Here is a 15541-nt window from a genome sequence, read left to right on the forward strand (position 1 = left end):
GCGCAGCATCGCCTCCGGGAGATTATGCCGCGCTGTACTCTGCTCCCGGGGTATAGCTGCGATCAGATCTCCGGCGTATTTTTAAAGCCCATCAGCATCAGCATCGGCTCCTGCTGCGACCCCGCGGGATCGAAATGATAGCGGTTGCCCTGACGGTCTCCGCCGATATACCACGAGATCTCGGTTTTGCCCTCAGCCAGCGCCTTGCGCACCGCTTTATCAACATCGATCGTCCGGTATTCACGCTTTGAATTAAGATACAAAACCCCATCAGAGCTGTAGTTGCAGGACGGACGATGATTCCAGGTCACGCTGTTTGCGCTCCAGTCGTTGCTCGCCGGATAGAGGAAAATCTGATCCGCGCCGTTGGTTTCCACTTTTCCACCGTAGATCCGCAACTGATATTTAAACAGCGAAGCGTCCTGACCCTGCGGCAGCGGCGGGATCGGGAATTTCACCAGCGTCATGGTTTCCGGGTTATGCGTGCGCCCGCCGTTTTTCCAGTTATCGCTGACCACCAGATTTTCCGGAGCGGCATGGGTCACCGTCGGCTCGGTGCTGTCCACCAGCGCGTTCTCCTCTACCGTGGAGAAGCCATAAGGCACCGCGCTACCGCAGTCGATCCCCTTATTCATGCAGCGCTCGGTCATATAGTGCGCTGCCTCAACCGTCCAGCCGTTCATGAAATCCGCGTGCGCCGTATAGATGCTGCCCCAGCGCTCTTGACGCTTGTCGCCGTCCATGAGCGGATCCATCGAAAGCTGAATTTTTGCCGTATCCAGCGTTTTTATCTGCGGCAGAACGTATGCCACGTTCATGTTTACGGTCGGAATTTTCACCGGGTAATCGCCTGGACAGGCGCCATTGACGTCGTATGTCGCGTTACTGTGGCCGTGCGTCGGTTTCAGGTTGACGCCATCCCAGCAGTTGGGGAACTGGATACCGATATTAAACTGTACCGCATCCCCCGCTTTGCGCAGCCCGCAAATCTGATCGGCCTTATTGGTATAGCCATTGCCGTTGGCGCAGAGAAAGGTAATGCGCGAACTGGGAGCAGAACCGTGATGATCGCCCGCCAGCAGTTCGAGACCGGCCGGGAACGGATGCAGCGGATGCTGTTCGACTTTGCTGGTCTGGTAGTAGGTTTTTTGATAAGCCGGCGCGACCACCTGACCGTCCGGCAGCTTCAGCGATGGCGCCCAGTAGGCGGAGCTGTCAGCTTTGTTATCGCAGGTGGTTTCCGGCTGGTCGCGCAGCGTCTGATAGGTCGACACTGCGTCAGTATGGGTGTTGCCAAAAAAATCATGCCACATAGCCTGATTCGGTTTGCCGAACATCATAATGGCGTCATCGCCCAACGTATGGTGATAAGCGCAGACCACGTGGGCCTGCGGGCCGGCATGAGCAGAAAACGCGCCGACGGCCAGCAGCGGCGCAAGAGTTAAAGCGAACGGGTTCAATTTCATTTTGCAATCCTCCTTGTTTGAAGGAGTGCAGAGATAGCAAACGCCCGCCGATGTTACACATCATCAAATATCATTTCGTCTCATCGGCCCGCACTATCAGGTTCGCGCATGATCCATGAGTACTGAAATGACCTCGGCGCCGGGAAATGCGTGCGCCGACGAAACGACCCCAGCAGCTGCGGCGTGCAGTAGGTACAGCTCCCCAGCCACTCCATGTTTTCTTCCGGCACCCCCGCGCTGCGCAGCAGGAGATGGGCAAAGGCCCGCAGATCGAACCAGACATTGTCGTCAGCGGTCGCTTGCGCCTGCTCCCCCACTGACGCCGCCTGATGGGGCAGGAAGAGCTGCTCCCGATGGCGCTTTGCCAGCTCGCCTGCGGGCATTGCCAGCAGAGCCTGATAGAAGTCGGCGGTGACTTCGTAGCAGCAGGCGTGAATATGCGGCCCGCTCACCACCACCAGATCTTGCGGGGCGACGTGATAACGCTGAAACAACGCCAGGCTATTTTCAATAATTCCGCTGGCCGCGCCGCGCCAGCCTGCGTGGACGCTACAAATATAGCGCCCATCGCGCGACGCCATCAGCAGCGGCAGACAGTCGGCGGTCACTACCCCTATCTTTTGCCCGCTGACGGCGGTAAACATCGCATCGGCATGGGGTCGCTCCGCCTGCGGTGCCAGATACTCATGCACGATGTTGCTGTGAACCAGTTTAACTGGCGCCATTTCGCTATAGGGAAAGGCGGCGGTTTCATGGACGTCGAGAAAGGCATACCGGATGCCGGGGATAGTGCTCAGTAAGCGGGAGGTAAAAGACATGATGCCCGGAAGAATCAATGGATGATGATTTAACCTATGCCAAAGTAGAGAGATGCGCAAGGCGAAGGACAGCACCCCGGCTCGCGCTGCGCTTAGCCGGGCTACAAGCAACAAACTTCTGCGGGCCGGTAGCCCGGGCAAGGCGCGGGTTTACCGCGCCGTCCCCGGGAATAAACGAAAATGCTCAGGCCATCGCAGCGCGCTTTTGTCGGCTCATCAGCCAGAACACCGCCACGCCCGCCAGCAGAATGCCGGGGGCGGACGCCGCCATCACCCCGACGGTGCCGGTGCCCAGCGCCAGCATTTTGCCAGCCAGCAGCGGACCGCTCATCGCGCCGAGACGGCCAATCGCCACCGCCGTTCCCACGCCCGTGGCGCGGATTTCGGTGCGATAGAACAGCGGAGCCAGCGCATACAACACGCTCTGGCCGCCGGTGGCAAACAGGCCGGCGACAAAGCCGGAGAAGAGCATTGCGGTCAGCGAGGACGCGGTTCCCAGGGCCAGCAGCGACGCCAGCATGCCGATATAAATTAGCAGCGACATCCATAGCGGACTGAGCTTATCCATCAGCGCCCCCAGCAGCAGCGTCCCGCAGGCGGCACCGAACTGCAGGACAAACATCACCCCCGCCGCCTCGCTGGGGCTGAATCCCTGGCCAACTAACAGCATCGGCAGCCAGTTGATCAACATATAGACCACCAGCAGCGTAAAGAAATAGCACAACCACAGGAGCAGAGTAGCGGCGGCGTTGCCCGGCGCAAGGAGCGTGCGTAGCGGCACGCCCTGTGCGCTGCGCCGAAACGCCTGCGATTCCGGCAGCCAGCGCATCAATAATGGCACCAGCAGCAGCGGAACGATACCGCCGACCCAGAACACCGTTTGCCAGGCCGCGGCAAGGCCGAAAAAGCCCAGCGCCGCCGCCAGCGCCGCGCCGATGGGCACGCCGCAGTACATCAGGCTGACCGCCCTGCCGCGAAAACGAGGACCCGCAGCCTCGGAGGTTAAAGCAATCAGATTCGGCAGCGCCGCGCCAAGCCCGACGCCGGTTAACAGGCGCGCCAGCAGCAGCGTCGGATAATTCCATGCCAGCGCGGTGGCGATTGAGAACAGGCCGAAGAGCAGCACCGAGCCGAGCAGAATTCGCTTGCGGCCATAGCGATCCGCCAGCATGCCGCCCACCAGCGCGCCGGGCAGCAGGCCGAGGATCCCGGCGCTGAAAATCCAGCCCATCTGCATTTTATCCAGCGCGAACGCCTGCGCCATGCCGACGGCGGCGATGCCCGCCGCCTGGAGATCCAGCCCTTCCATCAGGGCCACCATAAAACAGAGCCCGACGGTTAACATCAGGCGCGAATTGCTTGCAGTCGTTGTTTGGGTCATAGGGTACCTTTGCGATATCCGGACAAGCGGAGCAGGTAAATGGCGGCTGATACGTTGCCAGCCGCGCGTTGCTTTTATTGATGACGATTGAGCAGGTCCAGCGCGACGTCGACGATCATATCCTCCTGACCGCCCACCATCCGCCGTTTGCCCAGTTCGACGAGGATATCCACCGCGCTCAGGCCGTAGCGCTCGGCGGCCACTTCGCTGTGGCGCAGAAAGCTGGAGTAAACCCCGGCATAGCCCAGCGCCAGCGTTTCGCGGTCAACCCGCACCGGGCGATCCTGCAGCGGGCGCACCAGCTCATCGGCGGCGTTCATCAGGGCATACAGATCGGTGCCATGATTCCAGCCGAGCTTATCGGCGGCGGCGATAAACACCTCCAGCGGCGCGTTGCCCGCACCGGCGCCCATCCCCGCCAGGCTGGCGTCGATGCGGTCGCAGCCCTCTTCCACCGCGGCGATGGAGTTGGCGACGCCGAGGCTCAGGTTATGGTGCGCGTGCATCCCGGTGGCGGTTTCCGGCTTCAGCACCGATTTGAGGGCGCGGAAACGATCGCGAATATCGCGCATATTCATCGCCCCGCCGGAATCGACAACGTAGATACAGGTCGCGCCGTAGGATTCCATTTTCAGCGCCTGCTGCGCCAACTGCTCCGGAGTGGTCATATGGCTCATCATCAGGAAGCCGACGGTGTCCATGCCCAGCTCGCGGGCGAAGGCGATATGCTGCGCGGAAACATCCGCCTCGGTGCAGTGGGTGGCCACGCGCACCACCCGCGCGCCTGCCTGATACGCATTTTTCAGATCATGCAGGGTACCGATGCCGGGAAGCAGTAAAGTCGCGATCTTCGCCTGGCTGACCGACTCCGCCGCCGCTTCAATCCACTGCAGGTCGCTGTGCGCGCCGAAGCCGTAGTTAAAGCTGGAACCCTGCAGGCCGTCGCCGTGGGCTACTTCGATTGAATCCACTCCCGCGCTATCCAGCGCCCGGGCAATCTGGCGAACATTGTCGAGTGAGTATTGATGGCGAATCGCGTGCATCCCGTCGCGCAGAGTCACGTCGGAGATATAGAGTTTTTTGCCGTTCATGCTGCCTCTCCCGCTGCGTCATTCAGCGCCTGGGCCATTTTTTCCGCCGTCGCCAGCGCCGCCGACGTCATAATATCGAGGTTACCCGCGTAAGCGGGCAGATAGTGCGCCGCCCCTTCGACCTCGAGGTAAACCGCCGTTTTCAGGCCGGAGAAGCGGCCGACGCCAGGCAGATTCACCGGTTTATCTTCCGGGATGACCTCAAACTGCACCTGCTGCTTCAGGCGATATCCCGGCACATAGGCCTGCACCGCCGCCGCCATCTCGGCGATCGACGCGGCAACCGCCTGCTGCGATGCCGCTTCGCTCAGGACATAAACGGTATCGCGCATCATCAGCGGCGGCTCCGCCGGATTCAGCACGATAATCGCTTTGCCTTTCGCCGCGCCGCCCACTTTCTCAATGGCCTGCGAGGTGGTTTCGGTAAATTCATCAATGTTAGCGCGCGTCCCCGGTCCGGCAGATTTGCTGGCAATCGAGGCGACGATCTCCGCATAGTGCACTTTTGCCACTCTGGATACCGCCGCCACCATCGGGATCGTGGCCTGGCCGCCGCAGGTCACCATATTGACGTTACCCTCGGCAAGATTGGCCTCGAGATTGACCACCGGCACGCAGTACGGGCCGATGGCCGCTGGGGTCAGGTCGATCACGCGGATCCCCGGTTTGGCTTCCCGCAACGCGGCGTCGTTTTTCACGTGCGCCCCGGCGCTGGTGGCGTCAAAAACCACATCGATATCGGCGAATTCCGCCATCTGCATCAGCCCGCCAACGCCCTCGTGGGTGGTGGCGACGCCCATACGCCGGGCGCGGGCCAGGCCGTCGGACTCAGGGTCGATGCCGACCATCACCGCCATCTCCAGGTGCTGCCCGTGGCGCAGAATTTTGATCATTAAATCGGTGCCGATATTGCCGGAGCCGATAATGGCGACTTTACGTTTACTCATCACGCTGTTCCTCTTCGGCGACAAAGGTCGCCGCCACTGAACCTAAACCGTCGATATGGGCGATAAAACGATCGCCGGCGGTAATCGCCACCATCGGGCCTAACGCTCCGGTGAGCACGATATCGCCCGCCCGCAGCGGCTCGCCGAGGCTGGCCATTTTGCGCGCCAGCCACACCGCCGCGTTCAGCGGATGGCCAAGGCATTCGCTGCCGCGCCCGCTGGAGACCTCTTCCTCGTTACGGGTCATGCGCATCACGCAATGTTTCAGATCCAGCCCATCCGGGCGCCGCGCCGGACTGCCCAAAACGTAAACGCCGCAGGAGGCGTTATCGGCGACCGTATCGACAAAGCCAATCGACCAGTCGCGGATACGGCTGCCGACCACTTCCAGCGCCGGCAGCACCCAGTCGATGGCGGCGTACAGTTCATCAAAAGTGGTATCGGCATGCGGCAGATCCTGTTTCAGCACCAGGGCGATTTCGGCTTCCACCTTCGGCTGCAGCACCCGGGAGAACGGCACATCGGCGTTATCGCCGTAGCACATGTCGGCAAACAGGGTGCCGAAGTCCGGCTGGTCAACGCCCAGCTGCTGCTGCACTTTAGGATGGGTCAATCCCACCTTGCGTCCCACCACCCGGCGGCCGTTCGCCACGTGGTGCTGCACGTTCATCCGCTGGATAGCATAGGCCGCTTCGGCATTGTCGACGCCGAGGAGAGATCGCAGCGGTTCAATCGCCTGGCCGCGACTTTCCGCCTCACGCAACCGTTGCGCCAGGTGTTCAAGAGATAAAGTTGTCATTCGGCTTCCTCAGGCACGTGCCAGAAAATCGAGCACCAGTTGGTTAAAACTCTCCGCGTGCTCCCACTGCGCCCAGTGGCCGCAGTCGCGATAGATATGCAGTTCAGAACCGTTAATGCCCGCCAGCAGGCGCAGCCCGGCGTCCATCGGCACGAAGCGATCGTTACGCCCCCAGACGATCAGTGTCTGCGCGCGGATTTCGCCGAGACGCGGGCTAAAGTCCGGGAACTGCTTCGGGTTGGCTTCGAGACTTTTGACGAAATTATCCAGATGCTCCCGGCGCGATAGCATATTGTTGAGACGCGCGTCGAACAGGGCGTCAGTCAGATCGCGGGTATCGAAAACAAAGATGTTCATCATCTTTTTCAGGTTTTCGATGGTCGGTTCGCGATACAGGCCGTTCAGCAGCTTGATGCCTTCCGTCGGCATCGGCGTAAACAGGCTCATGCCGCCGGTTCCGCCGCCCATCAGCACCAGTTTGCCGACGCGCTCCGGCCAGCTGAGGGTAAAGGCCACCGCGCTGTGTCCGCCCATCGAGTTGCCCAGCAAATGCACGTTGCTGATATCCAGCTGATCAATGACGCTTTTCAGCACCCGGGCGTTCAGGTCGGAGCGGGAGCCGCGACTGACGATAGCATCGCTTTTCCCCCAGCCGGGGCAGTCCAGCAGAATGACCCGATAGCCCGCCTCCACCAGCGGGTCGATATTGCGGCTAAAGTTGGCCCAGCCGGTAGCTCCGGGGCCGGAGCCGTGCAGCATCACCACGGTTTCGTCACCCTGGCCGCAGTCATTAAAATGGATGCGTAATGTTTCTCCGCCCTCTTCCACGTTGAGAAAGCGGCTGGTGGCGGCTTCGGTTTGCGGTTGGTAGCTCATCATATTCTCCCGTTAATTCAGTTCTGCGCTGTGGCGCTCAGCGAGCCAAACCCGGCAATCCACTCGGGGATTGGTCGGTAATAGCGACCTTCGCAGCGCCAGCGGCCAAATGCGGATAGCGCGGCAAAGGCGGCCACCCAGGTTTTAATTTCGTGCGTTGATTTCCCGGCCATTGCCGACAGCTCTTCGTTACTGACGGCGTCCAGCTCCGCCAGCCGCCCCTGCTCCAGCAGGCTCATGAAGCGGGTATCCCAGACCGGATTGAGCGGATAGAGCGAGTGCTGATCCTCGATAAACTGCTTCGCCGCGCTAATCACGCGCTGCTGGCGCAGTTCCCGTTCGTCCGGCGGCAGCTGCCTGCCGCTGCCCAGCAGCCGGTCGCGCATATGGGCATCGGCCTTCGCCAGCTCCGGTACCGGCGGCTGATGCGACAGGCCGCCGGAGCCGAGGATTAATACCCGTTTATTGAGGGTGGTCAGAAAGCGGCCGATGGCTTCGCCCAGCATGCGGGTACGCTGAAAGCCCGGCAGCGGCGACGCGACGCCGTTGATAAACACCGGCAGAACCGGCAGCGTATCCAGCCCGCCGAGCAGGAACTCCAGCGGTTGCGCGAAGCCGTGATCCACCTGCATGCAGTAGGAGACCGCCAGATCGATGCCCTCCTTCATCACCGCGTGGGCGCAGGCCTCCGCCAGCGCCGTCGGCACCGGCAGAACGCCGCTGGCGCTGCTGAAATCGCCGATAGAAGTTGCGCCGATGCCTAAACAGAACGGCGGCATCACATCGTAGAAAAAGCCGTTGTAGTGATCGGGGGCAAACAGCACCACCAGCTCCGGATCGAAGGCGGCAATACGCGCCCGCGCGTCGGCAATGGTGCCGTTAACTTCGTCCAGCACCGCCTGTTCCGGGTCAACGTAACCCACCAGCGGCGTATGCGAGAGGCAATGAAGATAAGCGTTCATATCAGGCCACCTGTTCAATCACGGTTGGCGCTTGCGCGGAGGCCAGCTGCATCTTGCTCGCCAGCGCGTTGAGCTTTTTGCCGAGGGTTTGCGGGATAGCCACGGTCGCGACGAAGCGATCCGGACGCACCACGGCGATGGCGGTATCGTGCTGCGCGAACCAGTTTTTCAGGCGGTTTTGCGTATCGCCCACGCGGATAACGCCGGGCACGTTGTCCTGATCGCAATGAATCTGTACTTCCGGCACGACCTGGATGAACTGCACCCCGACCGCGCGCCAGCGCGCAATCTGCTCGTCGGTGAGCCCCCACCGGGGATTGCAGCCCCAGGCGATAATGGCGAACCTGGCGCCTATCACCTCATCGAGCAGCGTCACCTGCCCCGTTTCCAGCGTGACCTTCGGCTGGATAAACATTTTGCCAACCGGAGACGTTTTGCCTTCGCCTTCCGCCAGCAGCGCGCCGTCGCGATACTGCGGCATCGGCTTGAAACGCATTTCAAGGAAGTAGCGTTTGACCGGCGGCAGATAATTCAGCAGCCACGAAATTCCGTCGCGCACCGCGCCGTGCCAGCGTTTCGGCGGCGCCAGGACGTTGCCGGCGGTGACCGACAGGTCGATCATCGCTTTGGCGTGATCGCGCCGCTCCTGCTGGTAGCTGTCCAGCAGCGCCTCTCCGGCTTTGCCGTTCACCACCAGCGCCAGTTTCCAGGCCAGGTTAAAAGCATCGCGCATACCGCTGTTGTAACCCTGTCCCTGCCAGACCGGCATGATGTGCGCCGCGTCGCCCGCCAGCAGCACGCGATCGACGCGAAAGCGTTCGGCGATGCGTGCGTTATGGGTATAGACGCGCTGGCGAATCAGTTCGACGTTATCCGGGTCCGGCAGCACTTTGCTCAATAGCTGGCGCATCTTGTGCGGCTCGCTGAGCTGGGCTTCGGTTTCGCCGGGCATGACCATAAATTCGAAACGCCTGACGCCGTGCGGTAGCGCGGCGGAGACGTACGGGCGCACCGGGTCGCAGCACAGATAGACATGCGGCGTCGCCAGCGGATCGTTGGCAATATCGATGACAATCCATTGATTCGGCGCGGTTTTCCCTTCAAAAGGAATATTCAGCGTGCGGCGAATAAAGCTGGCTCCGCCGTCGCAGGCCACCAGCCAGTCGGCGCGAACGGTTTCCCGCTCGCCGCCGCTGCCTTTAACATTTAACGTGACACCGTCACTATTCTGGCTAAAGGCTTCAACTTCGCGGGAAAACAGGCAGCGCACGTGGGGAAAGCGGCTGAGTCCGTCGTACAGCACGGCATCGACCTGCGGTTGAATAAACGCGTTACGGCGCGACCAGCCAAACTCGTCGGTCATCGGCTGAATATCGGCAAAGCAGCGCCCTTTGGGGGTGAGAAAGCGCATCGCGTGCCACGGCGTGGTATGCGGCAGCACGTTATCTACCAGCCCCACGGCCTGCATCGCCCGCAGCGCCTCATCGTCGATACCGATGGCGCGGGGATAATCGATCAGCGACTCGAGCTTCTCGATCAGCACCACGCTGACGCCCATCTGCCCGAGGTAGTTGGCGATCGTCAGGCCAACCGGGCCGGCGCCGGCAATCGCGACCTGCGCGCTGTGCTGTACGGCGGGCTGGATATCAGGATTGGATGTTGTCATTTTCAAAACCTCACGCTTCGGACAAATTGCCGCCACTGCACTAATGTCAGCGAGGCAATTTGTTAACTAAATGTGAATTTATTTTTATTGTGAGGTCAGTATAGGGTTGGCGATTTACGCTACAATCAAAACATCACCTGGTGTGCACCTGGTGCACAAGCTTGTTTAAACTGATTTTTATTGAGGATGCATGAACGAGAATTCGTCGGCGGAATACAAAACGGTACGCGGATTGAGCCGCGGATTATTGTTATTAAATTTGTTAAATAAATTCGACGGAGGCGCGACGGTCAGCACCCTGGCCGAGTTTAGCGGTCTGCATCGTACGACCGTCAGGCGGCTGCTGGAAACGCTGCAGGATGAGGGTTACGTGCGCCGCAGCCGCTCCGATGACAGCTTTCGCCTGACGATTAAAGTGCGTCAGTTAAGTGAGGGATTTCGTGACGAACATTGGATTTCTGCCCTCGCCACGCCGCTGCTTGGCGAGCTGCTGCGCGAGGTTTTATGGCCGACCGATATCACCACCCTGGACGTTGATGCGATGGTGGTGCGCGAAACCACCCACCGCTTCAGCCGCCTCTCCTTCCACCGGGCAATGGTCGGCCGCCGCCTGCCGCTGCTGCTGACCGCCTCCGGGTTAACCTGGCTGGCTTTCGCGCCGGAACACGAACGACGCCCGATCATCGATATGCTGGCTGCCCGCCCGGAAGCGGAGTATCAGCTGGCGCGCGAGCCGGAAAAACTGGCCGCCATTCTCGAACGCACCCGGCAAAACGGCTACGGTGAAAACTTTCGCGGCTGGCAGCAGGAGGAGAAAATCGCCTCCATTGCCGTTCCCGTTCGCCGCCGGCAGCGGGTTATCGGCTGCCTGAACCTGGTCTATATGGCCAAAGCTATGACCATCGACCAGGCAGCGCAAAAGTATCTCGCCTCGCTGCAGAAGGTCGCTACCCGCATAGAAGAACGGATGTCCGATGAAGAGGTGTTTTACCAATAACCTTGTCCATAGGGGGTAAATCGCCCGTCAGCCATTGCGCCCGGACTCGTTATATATTTTAATATACAACGATTTTTCCTTTGCCGCTGAGCCCATCATGTCCAGACATCCGCGCGTTTTCTTTGCTATGGCGCTGTTAAGCGCCAGCCTGTTCACCGGTCAGGCCTTTGCCGATCGCACCCTCACCGACCAGTTGGGCCGTGAAGTCACCCTCCCCGACCACATCACCCGCGCCGTGGTGCTCCAGCACCAGACCTTAAACCTGCTGGTGCAACTTAATGCTGCTGACGACGTCGTCGGCGTCTTGAGCAGCTGGAAAAAACAGCTTGGCCCGCAGTTTGCGCGCTTTATGCCGAACATTGAAAAACTGCCGATGCCAGGCGATCTCACCCAGGTCAATATCGAGAGCCTGCTGGCGCTACATCCGCAGGTAGTCTTCGTTGCCAACTATGCGCCGCAGGCGATGATCCAGCAGATCCAGAGCGCCGGGATCCCGGTGGTGGCGATCTCTCTGCGCCAGGATGCCGCAGGGGAGAAAAACAAAATGAACCCGACAATGGCCAATGAAGAGCAGGCCTACAATGAGGGACTGAAACAGGGGATCCGCCTGATTGGCGAAGTGGTCGGTCGCCAGGATCAGGCCGAACAGCTGATTGATTACACCTTCAGCGCGCGCAGTCTGGCCAATGCGCCGGTTGCCGACATCCCGGAAAATGAGCGGGTGCGGGTGTATATGGCCAATCCGGATCTCAACACCTACGGTTCGGGCAAATATACCGGCCTGATGATGAAGCACGCCGGAGCGCTGAACGTAGCCGCCGCCAGCGTGAAGGGGGCGCGCCAGGTCTCGCTGGAGCAGGTACTACAGTGGGATCCGCAGGTAATTTTCGTTCAGGACCGCTACCCGGAGGTGGTCAAACAGATACAAAACGACCCGCAGTGGCAGAGCATTGACGCGGTCAAAAACCATCGCGTGTGGCTGATGCCGGAGTACGCCAAGGCCTGGGGCTATCCGATGCCGGAGGCGCTGGCGATTGGCGAGCTGTGGATGGCGAAAAAGCTCTATCCATCACGCTATAACACCATTGATGTCGATGCGAAGGCGCAGGAGTACTATCAGCGTTTCTACCGCGTGAAGTGGTCGCCGGATGCTTAGTCATCGTCATCCGGCTCTGCTGCACTGTACCCTCGCGCTGGTGACGCTCATGATTGCACTCGCCTCTATCTGCCTCGGGCAGTATCCGTTAAGCCTGGCGGAGGTTTTTCGCCAGCTGGCGCATCTTTCCCCCCTCGACGGCGTCGCCGGTCAGGTGGTGTGGTCGGTCAGACTGCCGAGGATCGTGATGGCGCTGCTGGCCGGCGGCGCGCTGGGGCTGTGCGGGGCCACCTTACAAGGGGTGTTCCAGAACCCGCTGGTCGACCCGCATATCATCGGCGTCACCTCCGGCTCCGCTTTCGGCGGGACGCTAGCGATTCTGCTGGGACTCAATGCCGCGCTGATGATGACCTCGACCTTTCTCTTCGGCCTTGCCGCGCTGATGCTGGTCTATCTAATCGCCGCGCTGCAGGGGCGCGAAAGTACCCTGGTACTGATCCTCTCAGGAATTATCCTCAGCGGCTTTTTTGCCGCCCTGGTGAGCCTGATGCAGTATCTGGCCGATACCGAAGAAACGCTGCCGAATATCGTCTTCTGGCTGCTCGGCAGCTTTGCCACCGCCAGCTGGCATAAAGTCCTGCTGATGGCGCTACCGGTAGCCTGCGCCTCGATGGTGCTGTTCAGGCTCCGCTGGCGGATTAACCTGCTGGCGCTGGAGGAAAAAGATGCCCGCGGGCTGGGCGTTTCGGTGACCGCGCTGCGTCGCGGGGTGCTGGTATGCTGCGCGGTGCTGGTCGCCGCTCAGGTGGCGGTCAGCGGCAGCATCGCATGGGTCGGGCTGGTGATCCCGCATCTGGCACGGCTGCTGACCGGCGCCGATCACCGGCGTCTTCTCCCTATCGCCTTCTGGCTCGGCGGCGGTTTTATGATCGTCGTCGATGACCTTGCCCGCACGCTAACCCAGGCCGAAATTCCCATTGGTATTATCACCGCGCTGCTTGGCGCGCCGCTGTTCACCTGGCTGCTGGTGCAGTCGCGACGCACGGGCGCGCGCTGATGACCCTTTCCCTGAATTTAAGCAACCTGCTCTACGGTTATAGCCGACCGCTATTCGCACCGCTGAACCTGCAGTGCCGCTCCGGTGATATCTGGGCGGTACTTGGCGCCAACGGCCGCGGCAAAAGCTCCCTGCTTGATACCCTGACCGGCGTCCTGGCGCCGCTCGGCGGCCAGTTTACCGGCACCGGCGGTATCGCCATCGTGCCGCAGCATTTTCGTCCAGCCTTTAGCTGGCTGGTACGTGACGTGGTGCTGATGGGGCGGGCGCGCCACGTTAACCTGTTCGCTCAGCCATCGGCGGACGACGAGCGCCAGGTCCAGGAGGCGCTGGCGCAGCTGGGGATCGCGACGCTCGCCGACAAGGTGTTCCGTGCGCTGTCCGGCGGCCAGCAGCAACTGGTGCTCATCGCCAGGGCGCTGGTGGGCGCCAGCCAGAATATCCTGCTGGATGAACCCTGCTCGGCGCTGGATCTGGCCAATCAGCAGCTGGTGCTGCAGCTGATTAGCGACCTGGCATATCGCCAGAAGCGGACGGTGCTGTTTACCACGCACGATCCCACCCACGCTCTGCAGGTAGCGAACCAGACTTTGCTACTGCTCCCCGACGGTGAATGGCTGGCGGGAGAATCCACCGCCGTACTGACGGAAGAGAATCTTCAGCGCGCGTATGGTTTGGCGGTACGCAAAATCTGTCACCCGGGCTCGGCGCTGCCGCTGCTGGCCCCGCAGTTTACGATTCGCCGTTGATGACCAAAAAGCCGGCGTTTTTCAGAAAATGCTGGCCCTCAGCGCCGAGGATAAAGCGGCACAGACGCTGCGCCCCGGCGCTCTGTTCAATCTGCGTCAGTTGATAATCGCAGCGAACATTCCACGCCGGCGGAATAACCAGCGTGCGCAGATCGCCGCACACCGCCATCTGCGCGGCGTAATGCGCATAGCCGATAAACAGATCGGTTAAATTTTGCCGAATGAGCCACGCCCCGGCGGTTTCTCCCGCAGGCACCGGCAGGGAGTCTCGACCGCCTACCAGCGGACGCGCGCGCGCCATGATGGCGGCACCGACGCCGGGACAGCGCTCTTCAATGTGGGAGAAAAGCTGCCAGGTGTAGTCGCCTGAAGGGTCGCAGCCCGGCGTTGAGGTTGCCAGACGCAAGCCCGGGTCGCTGAGCAGCGTCAGCCACTCCCGCGCCTCGGTTCTCGCGTCGCGCCGGACGGTCAGCATCAGCTGATTCCGGGCGAACCAATAGCACTCTCCGGCCAGCCCCGCCTGACGCAGCGCCTGCGGATGATGGCTATTGGCCGAGGCGAACACGGAGCACGGCTCTCCGGCCTCAATGCGCTCGCGCAGCAGACCAGCCGGACCGAAATGGACGTCGACCGGGATGCCGGTCTGTTGCTGAAAGCGCGCCAGCAGAGGAATGAAAGCGCTTTTCAGGCTTCCCGCAGCCAGCAGCTTTAGGGAGGGAGTCATAAGAACCATCGATATATAGTCATAAATACAGCGCTATAATAACGCAGGTTCAGATCATTTCAGTAGCCAATTTCCGCCAGTTCGCGCAGCTGTTCCGGCGTTGCCACCGGCAGGTTAAAGAAGCGCAGATAGGCCGGGATCATTTCAAACAGCATGTCGGTGCCGCGCTGAATGGGGCAGCCCGCCGCCCGCGCGGCCTGCAGTAGCGGAGTAAATTCCTGGGCCATAACCACTTCGCCAACAAAAGTGCCCGGCGCCAGGCGCTGCGGGTCCAGCGGCAGCGGATCGCCCTCTTTCATCCCCAGCGGCGTAGCGTTGACCACCAGATCGTGCCCCTGCGGGTCGCGCTGCATCAGAGTGATATCCAGCCGAGGATAGTGCTCGAGCAGACGTCCGGCCAGCGCTTCCGCCGTCTGCGGGCGGACGTCGTACAGCGTCAGGGCGCTGACGCCCGCTGCCGCCAACGATGCGGCAATGGCCGAGCCGACGCCGCCGCTGCCCACCACCAGCGCCCGCGCCCCTTGCGTCGCGAACCCTTTGCGCCGGATACCGAGAACAAAGCCTTCTCCGTCAAACATATCACCGCTGAGCGTGCCGTCGGCTTCGGGGCGAATCGCGTTACAGGCGCCCGCAATTGCCGCCGTTGGGCTAAGATGCTGCACCAGCCCGCAGGTGGCAATTTTGTGCGGCATGGTGACCAGCGCGCCAATAATATTGGTCATTTTAAATAGCATCGGGACAAAGGCGGCGTAGTCCTCAGTCTTCACGCCCATCGGCACTACTTTGGCGTCAACCTGTCGATCGGCAAACCACGGGTTATAAATCATCGGCGCTTTAAACTTCGCGGTCGGATAGCCAAGATGCGCTATCAGCCGCGTATTTCCACTAATCACCATTCCTTGCTCCTTTAAC

General features: G+C 61.0%; 15 protein-coding genes. 4 read left to right on the plus strand and 11 right to left on the minus strand.

The features are described 5' to 3' along the window. Positions 1 to 62: 62 nt before the first annotated feature. From IAE27_RS25730 to IAE27_RS25770, 9 genes are all read right to left on the minus strand, one after another. Positions 63 to 1466, minus strand: coding sequence for a DUF1996 domain-containing protein (locus IAE27_RS25730; RefSeq protein ID WP_200093064.1), 1404 nt, complete (start codon positions 1464 to 1466; stop codon positions 63 to 65). A gap of 80 nt (positions 1467 to 1546) precedes the next feature. After that, positions 1547 to 2284, minus strand: a complete 738-nt coding sequence (locus IAE27_RS25735) for a polyphenol oxidase family protein (protein ID WP_200093065.1) — start codon at positions 2282 to 2284, stop codon at positions 1547 to 1549. A gap of 184 nt (positions 2285 to 2468) precedes the next feature. Next, positions 2469 to 3665 carry a 3-(3-hydroxy-phenyl)propionate transporter MhpT gene (mhpT, locus tag IAE27_RS25740; RefSeq protein WP_070556826.1) on the minus strand — a complete coding sequence of 399 codons (1197 nt, stop codon included), beginning with the start codon at positions 3663 to 3665 and terminating at the stop codon, positions 2469 to 2471. A gap of 74 nt (positions 3666 to 3739) precedes the next feature. Further along, a complete protein-coding gene (gene mhpE / locus IAE27_RS25745; protein WP_004102867.1) occupies positions 3740 to 4756 on the minus strand; it encodes a 4-hydroxy-2-oxovalerate aldolase in 1017 nt (338 codons plus the stop codon). Further along, positions 4753 to 5703: an acetaldehyde dehydrogenase gene (gene mhpF, locus IAE27_RS25750; protein ID WP_023321162.1), complete on the minus strand. Its 951-nt coding sequence runs from the start codon at positions 5701 to 5703 to the stop codon at positions 4753 to 4755. Before mhpF ends, mhpE begins: the two co-directional genes overlap by 4 nt. Beyond that, positions 5696 to 6502 (minus strand): 2-keto-4-pentenoate hydratase, encoded by an 807-nt coding sequence (gene mhpD, locus IAE27_RS25755; protein ID WP_049094434.1) that lies wholly within the window; start codon positions 6500 to 6502, stop codon positions 5696 to 5698. Before mhpD ends, mhpF begins: the two co-directional genes overlap by 8 nt. 9 nt (positions 6503 to 6511) lie before the next feature. Then, positions 6512 to 7378 carry a 2-hydroxy-6-oxonona-2,4-dienedioate hydrolase gene (mhpC, locus tag IAE27_RS25760; protein WP_023329810.1) on the minus strand — a complete coding sequence of 289 codons (867 nt, stop codon included), beginning with the start codon at positions 7376 to 7378 and terminating at the stop codon, positions 6512 to 6514. A gap of 17 nt (positions 7379 to 7395) precedes the next feature. Beyond that, positions 7396 to 8340, minus strand: coding sequence for a 2,3-dihydroxyphenylpropionate/2,3-dihydroxicinnamic acid 1,2-dioxygenase (gene mhpB / locus IAE27_RS25765; RefSeq protein WP_023321164.1), 945 nt, complete (start codon positions 8338 to 8340; stop codon positions 7396 to 7398). A 1-nt stretch (position 8341) separates the two neighbouring features. Beyond that, positions 8342 to 10006 (minus strand): bifunctional 3-(3-hydroxy-phenyl)propionate/3-hydroxycinnamic acid hydroxylase, encoded by a 1665-nt coding sequence (locus IAE27_RS25770; RefSeq protein WP_023321165.1) that lies wholly within the window; start codon positions 10004 to 10006, stop codon positions 8342 to 8344. 190 nt (positions 10007 to 10196) lie between these two features. On the opposite strand from IAE27_RS25770, the gene IAE27_RS25775 reads away from it, so the two are divergent. The 4 genes from IAE27_RS25775 (at position 10197) to IAE27_RS25790 (ending at position 13905) form a co-directional block, all read left to right on the plus strand. Further along, the gene (locus IAE27_RS25775) at positions 10197 to 11003 is read left to right on the plus strand and encodes a DNA-binding transcriptional regulator (protein WP_004102888.1); all 807 of its coding nucleotides are present in this window, start codon (positions 10197 to 10199) and stop codon (positions 11001 to 11003) included. A gap of 97 nt (positions 11004 to 11100) precedes the next feature. Continuing rightward, complete coding sequence (locus tag IAE27_RS25780; RefSeq protein ID WP_070556824.1) at positions 11101 to 12159, plus strand: ABC transporter substrate-binding protein; 1059 nt, start codon at positions 11101 to 11103, stop codon at positions 12157 to 12159. Continuing rightward, a complete protein-coding gene (locus IAE27_RS25785) occupies positions 12152 to 13156 on the plus strand; it encodes a FecCD family ABC transporter permease (protein WP_200093066.1) in 1005 nt (334 codons plus the stop codon). Before IAE27_RS25780 ends, IAE27_RS25785 begins: the two co-directional genes overlap by 8 nt. Then, entirely contained in the window at positions 13156 to 13905 is a 750-nt protein-coding gene (locus IAE27_RS25790; protein WP_004102894.1) for an ABC transporter ATP-binding protein, read from the plus strand. Before IAE27_RS25785 ends, IAE27_RS25790 begins: the two co-directional genes overlap by 1 nt. On the opposite strand, the gene IAE27_RS25795 is transcribed toward IAE27_RS25790, so the two are convergent. Together IAE27_RS25795 and IAE27_RS25800 are read right to left on the minus strand one after the other, a co-directional pair. Continuing rightward, positions 13889 to 14629: a substrate-binding domain-containing protein gene (locus tag IAE27_RS25795; RefSeq protein ID WP_049128459.1), complete on the minus strand. Its 741-nt coding sequence runs from the start codon at positions 14627 to 14629 to the stop codon at positions 13889 to 13891. The two genes, IAE27_RS25790 and IAE27_RS25795, sit on opposite strands and share 17 nt — an antisense overlap. Positions 14630 to 14688: 59 nt before the next feature. Then, positions 14689 to 15525, minus strand: a complete 837-nt coding sequence (locus IAE27_RS25800) for a shikimate dehydrogenase family protein (protein ID WP_004102898.1) — start codon at positions 15523 to 15525, stop codon at positions 14689 to 14691. Positions 15526 to 15541: the final 16 nt, after the last annotated feature.

It is taken from the genome of Klebsiella sp. S69, assembly GCF_016516145.1.
GTDB lineage: Bacteria > Pseudomonadota > Gammaproteobacteria > Enterobacterales > Enterobacteriaceae > Klebsiella > Klebsiella oxytoca.

What these genes read in the sequence shown, in the direction of transcription:
- IAE27_RS25730 (WP_200093064.1), bottom strand. Translation starts at nt 1,466, where the DNA reads ATGAAATTGAACCCGTTCGCTTTAACTCTTGCGCCGCTGCTGGCCGTC.
- IAE27_RS25735 (WP_200093065.1), bottom strand. Translation starts at nt 2,284, where the DNA reads ATGTCTTTTACCTCCCGCTTACTGAGCACTATCCCCGGCATCCGGTAT.
- mhpT (WP_070556826.1), bottom strand. Translation starts at nt 3,665, where the DNA reads ATGACCCAAACAACGACTGCAAGCAATTCGCGCCTGATGTTAACCGTC.
- mhpE (WP_004102867.1), bottom strand. Translation starts at nt 4,756, where the DNA reads ATGAACGGCAAAAAACTCTATATCTCCGACGTGACTCTGCGCGACGGG.
- mhpF (WP_023321162.1), bottom strand. Translation starts at nt 5,703, where the DNA reads ATGAGTAAACGTAAAGTCGCCATTATCGGCTCCGGCAATATCGGCACC.
- mhpD (WP_049094434.1), bottom strand. Translation starts at nt 6,502, where the DNA reads ATGACAACTTTATCTCTTGAACACCTGGCGCAACGGTTGCGTGAGGCG.
- mhpC (WP_023329810.1), bottom strand. Translation starts at nt 7,378, where the DNA reads ATGAGCTACCAACCGCAAACCGAAGCCGCCACCAGCCGCTTTCTCAAC.
- mhpB (WP_023321164.1), bottom strand. Translation starts at nt 8,340, where the DNA reads ATGAACGCTTATCTTCATTGCCTCTCGCATACGCCGCTGGTGGGTTAC.
- IAE27_RS25770 (WP_023321165.1), bottom strand. Translation starts at nt 10,006, where the DNA reads ATGACAACATCCAATCCTGATATCCAGCCCGCCGTACAGCACAGCGCG.
- IAE27_RS25775 (WP_004102888.1), top strand. Translation starts at nt 10,197, where the DNA reads ATGAACGAGAATTCGTCGGCGGAATACAAAACGGTACGCGGATTGAGC.
- IAE27_RS25780 (WP_070556824.1), top strand. Translation starts at nt 11,101, where the DNA reads ATGTCCAGACATCCGCGCGTTTTCTTTGCTATGGCGCTGTTAAGCGCC.
- IAE27_RS25785 (WP_200093066.1), top strand. Translation starts at nt 12,152, where the DNA reads ATGCTTAGTCATCGTCATCCGGCTCTGCTGCACTGTACCCTCGCGCTG.
- IAE27_RS25790 (WP_004102894.1), top strand. Translation starts at nt 13,156, where the DNA reads ATGACCCTTTCCCTGAATTTAAGCAACCTGCTCTACGGTTATAGCCGA.
- IAE27_RS25795 (WP_049128459.1), bottom strand. Translation starts at nt 14,629, where the DNA reads ATGACTCCCTCCCTAAAGCTGCTGGCTGCGGGAAGCCTGAAAAGCGCT.
- IAE27_RS25800 (WP_004102898.1), bottom strand. Translation starts at nt 15,525, where the DNA reads ATGGTGATTAGTGGAAATACGCGGCTGATAGCGCATCTTGGCTATCCG.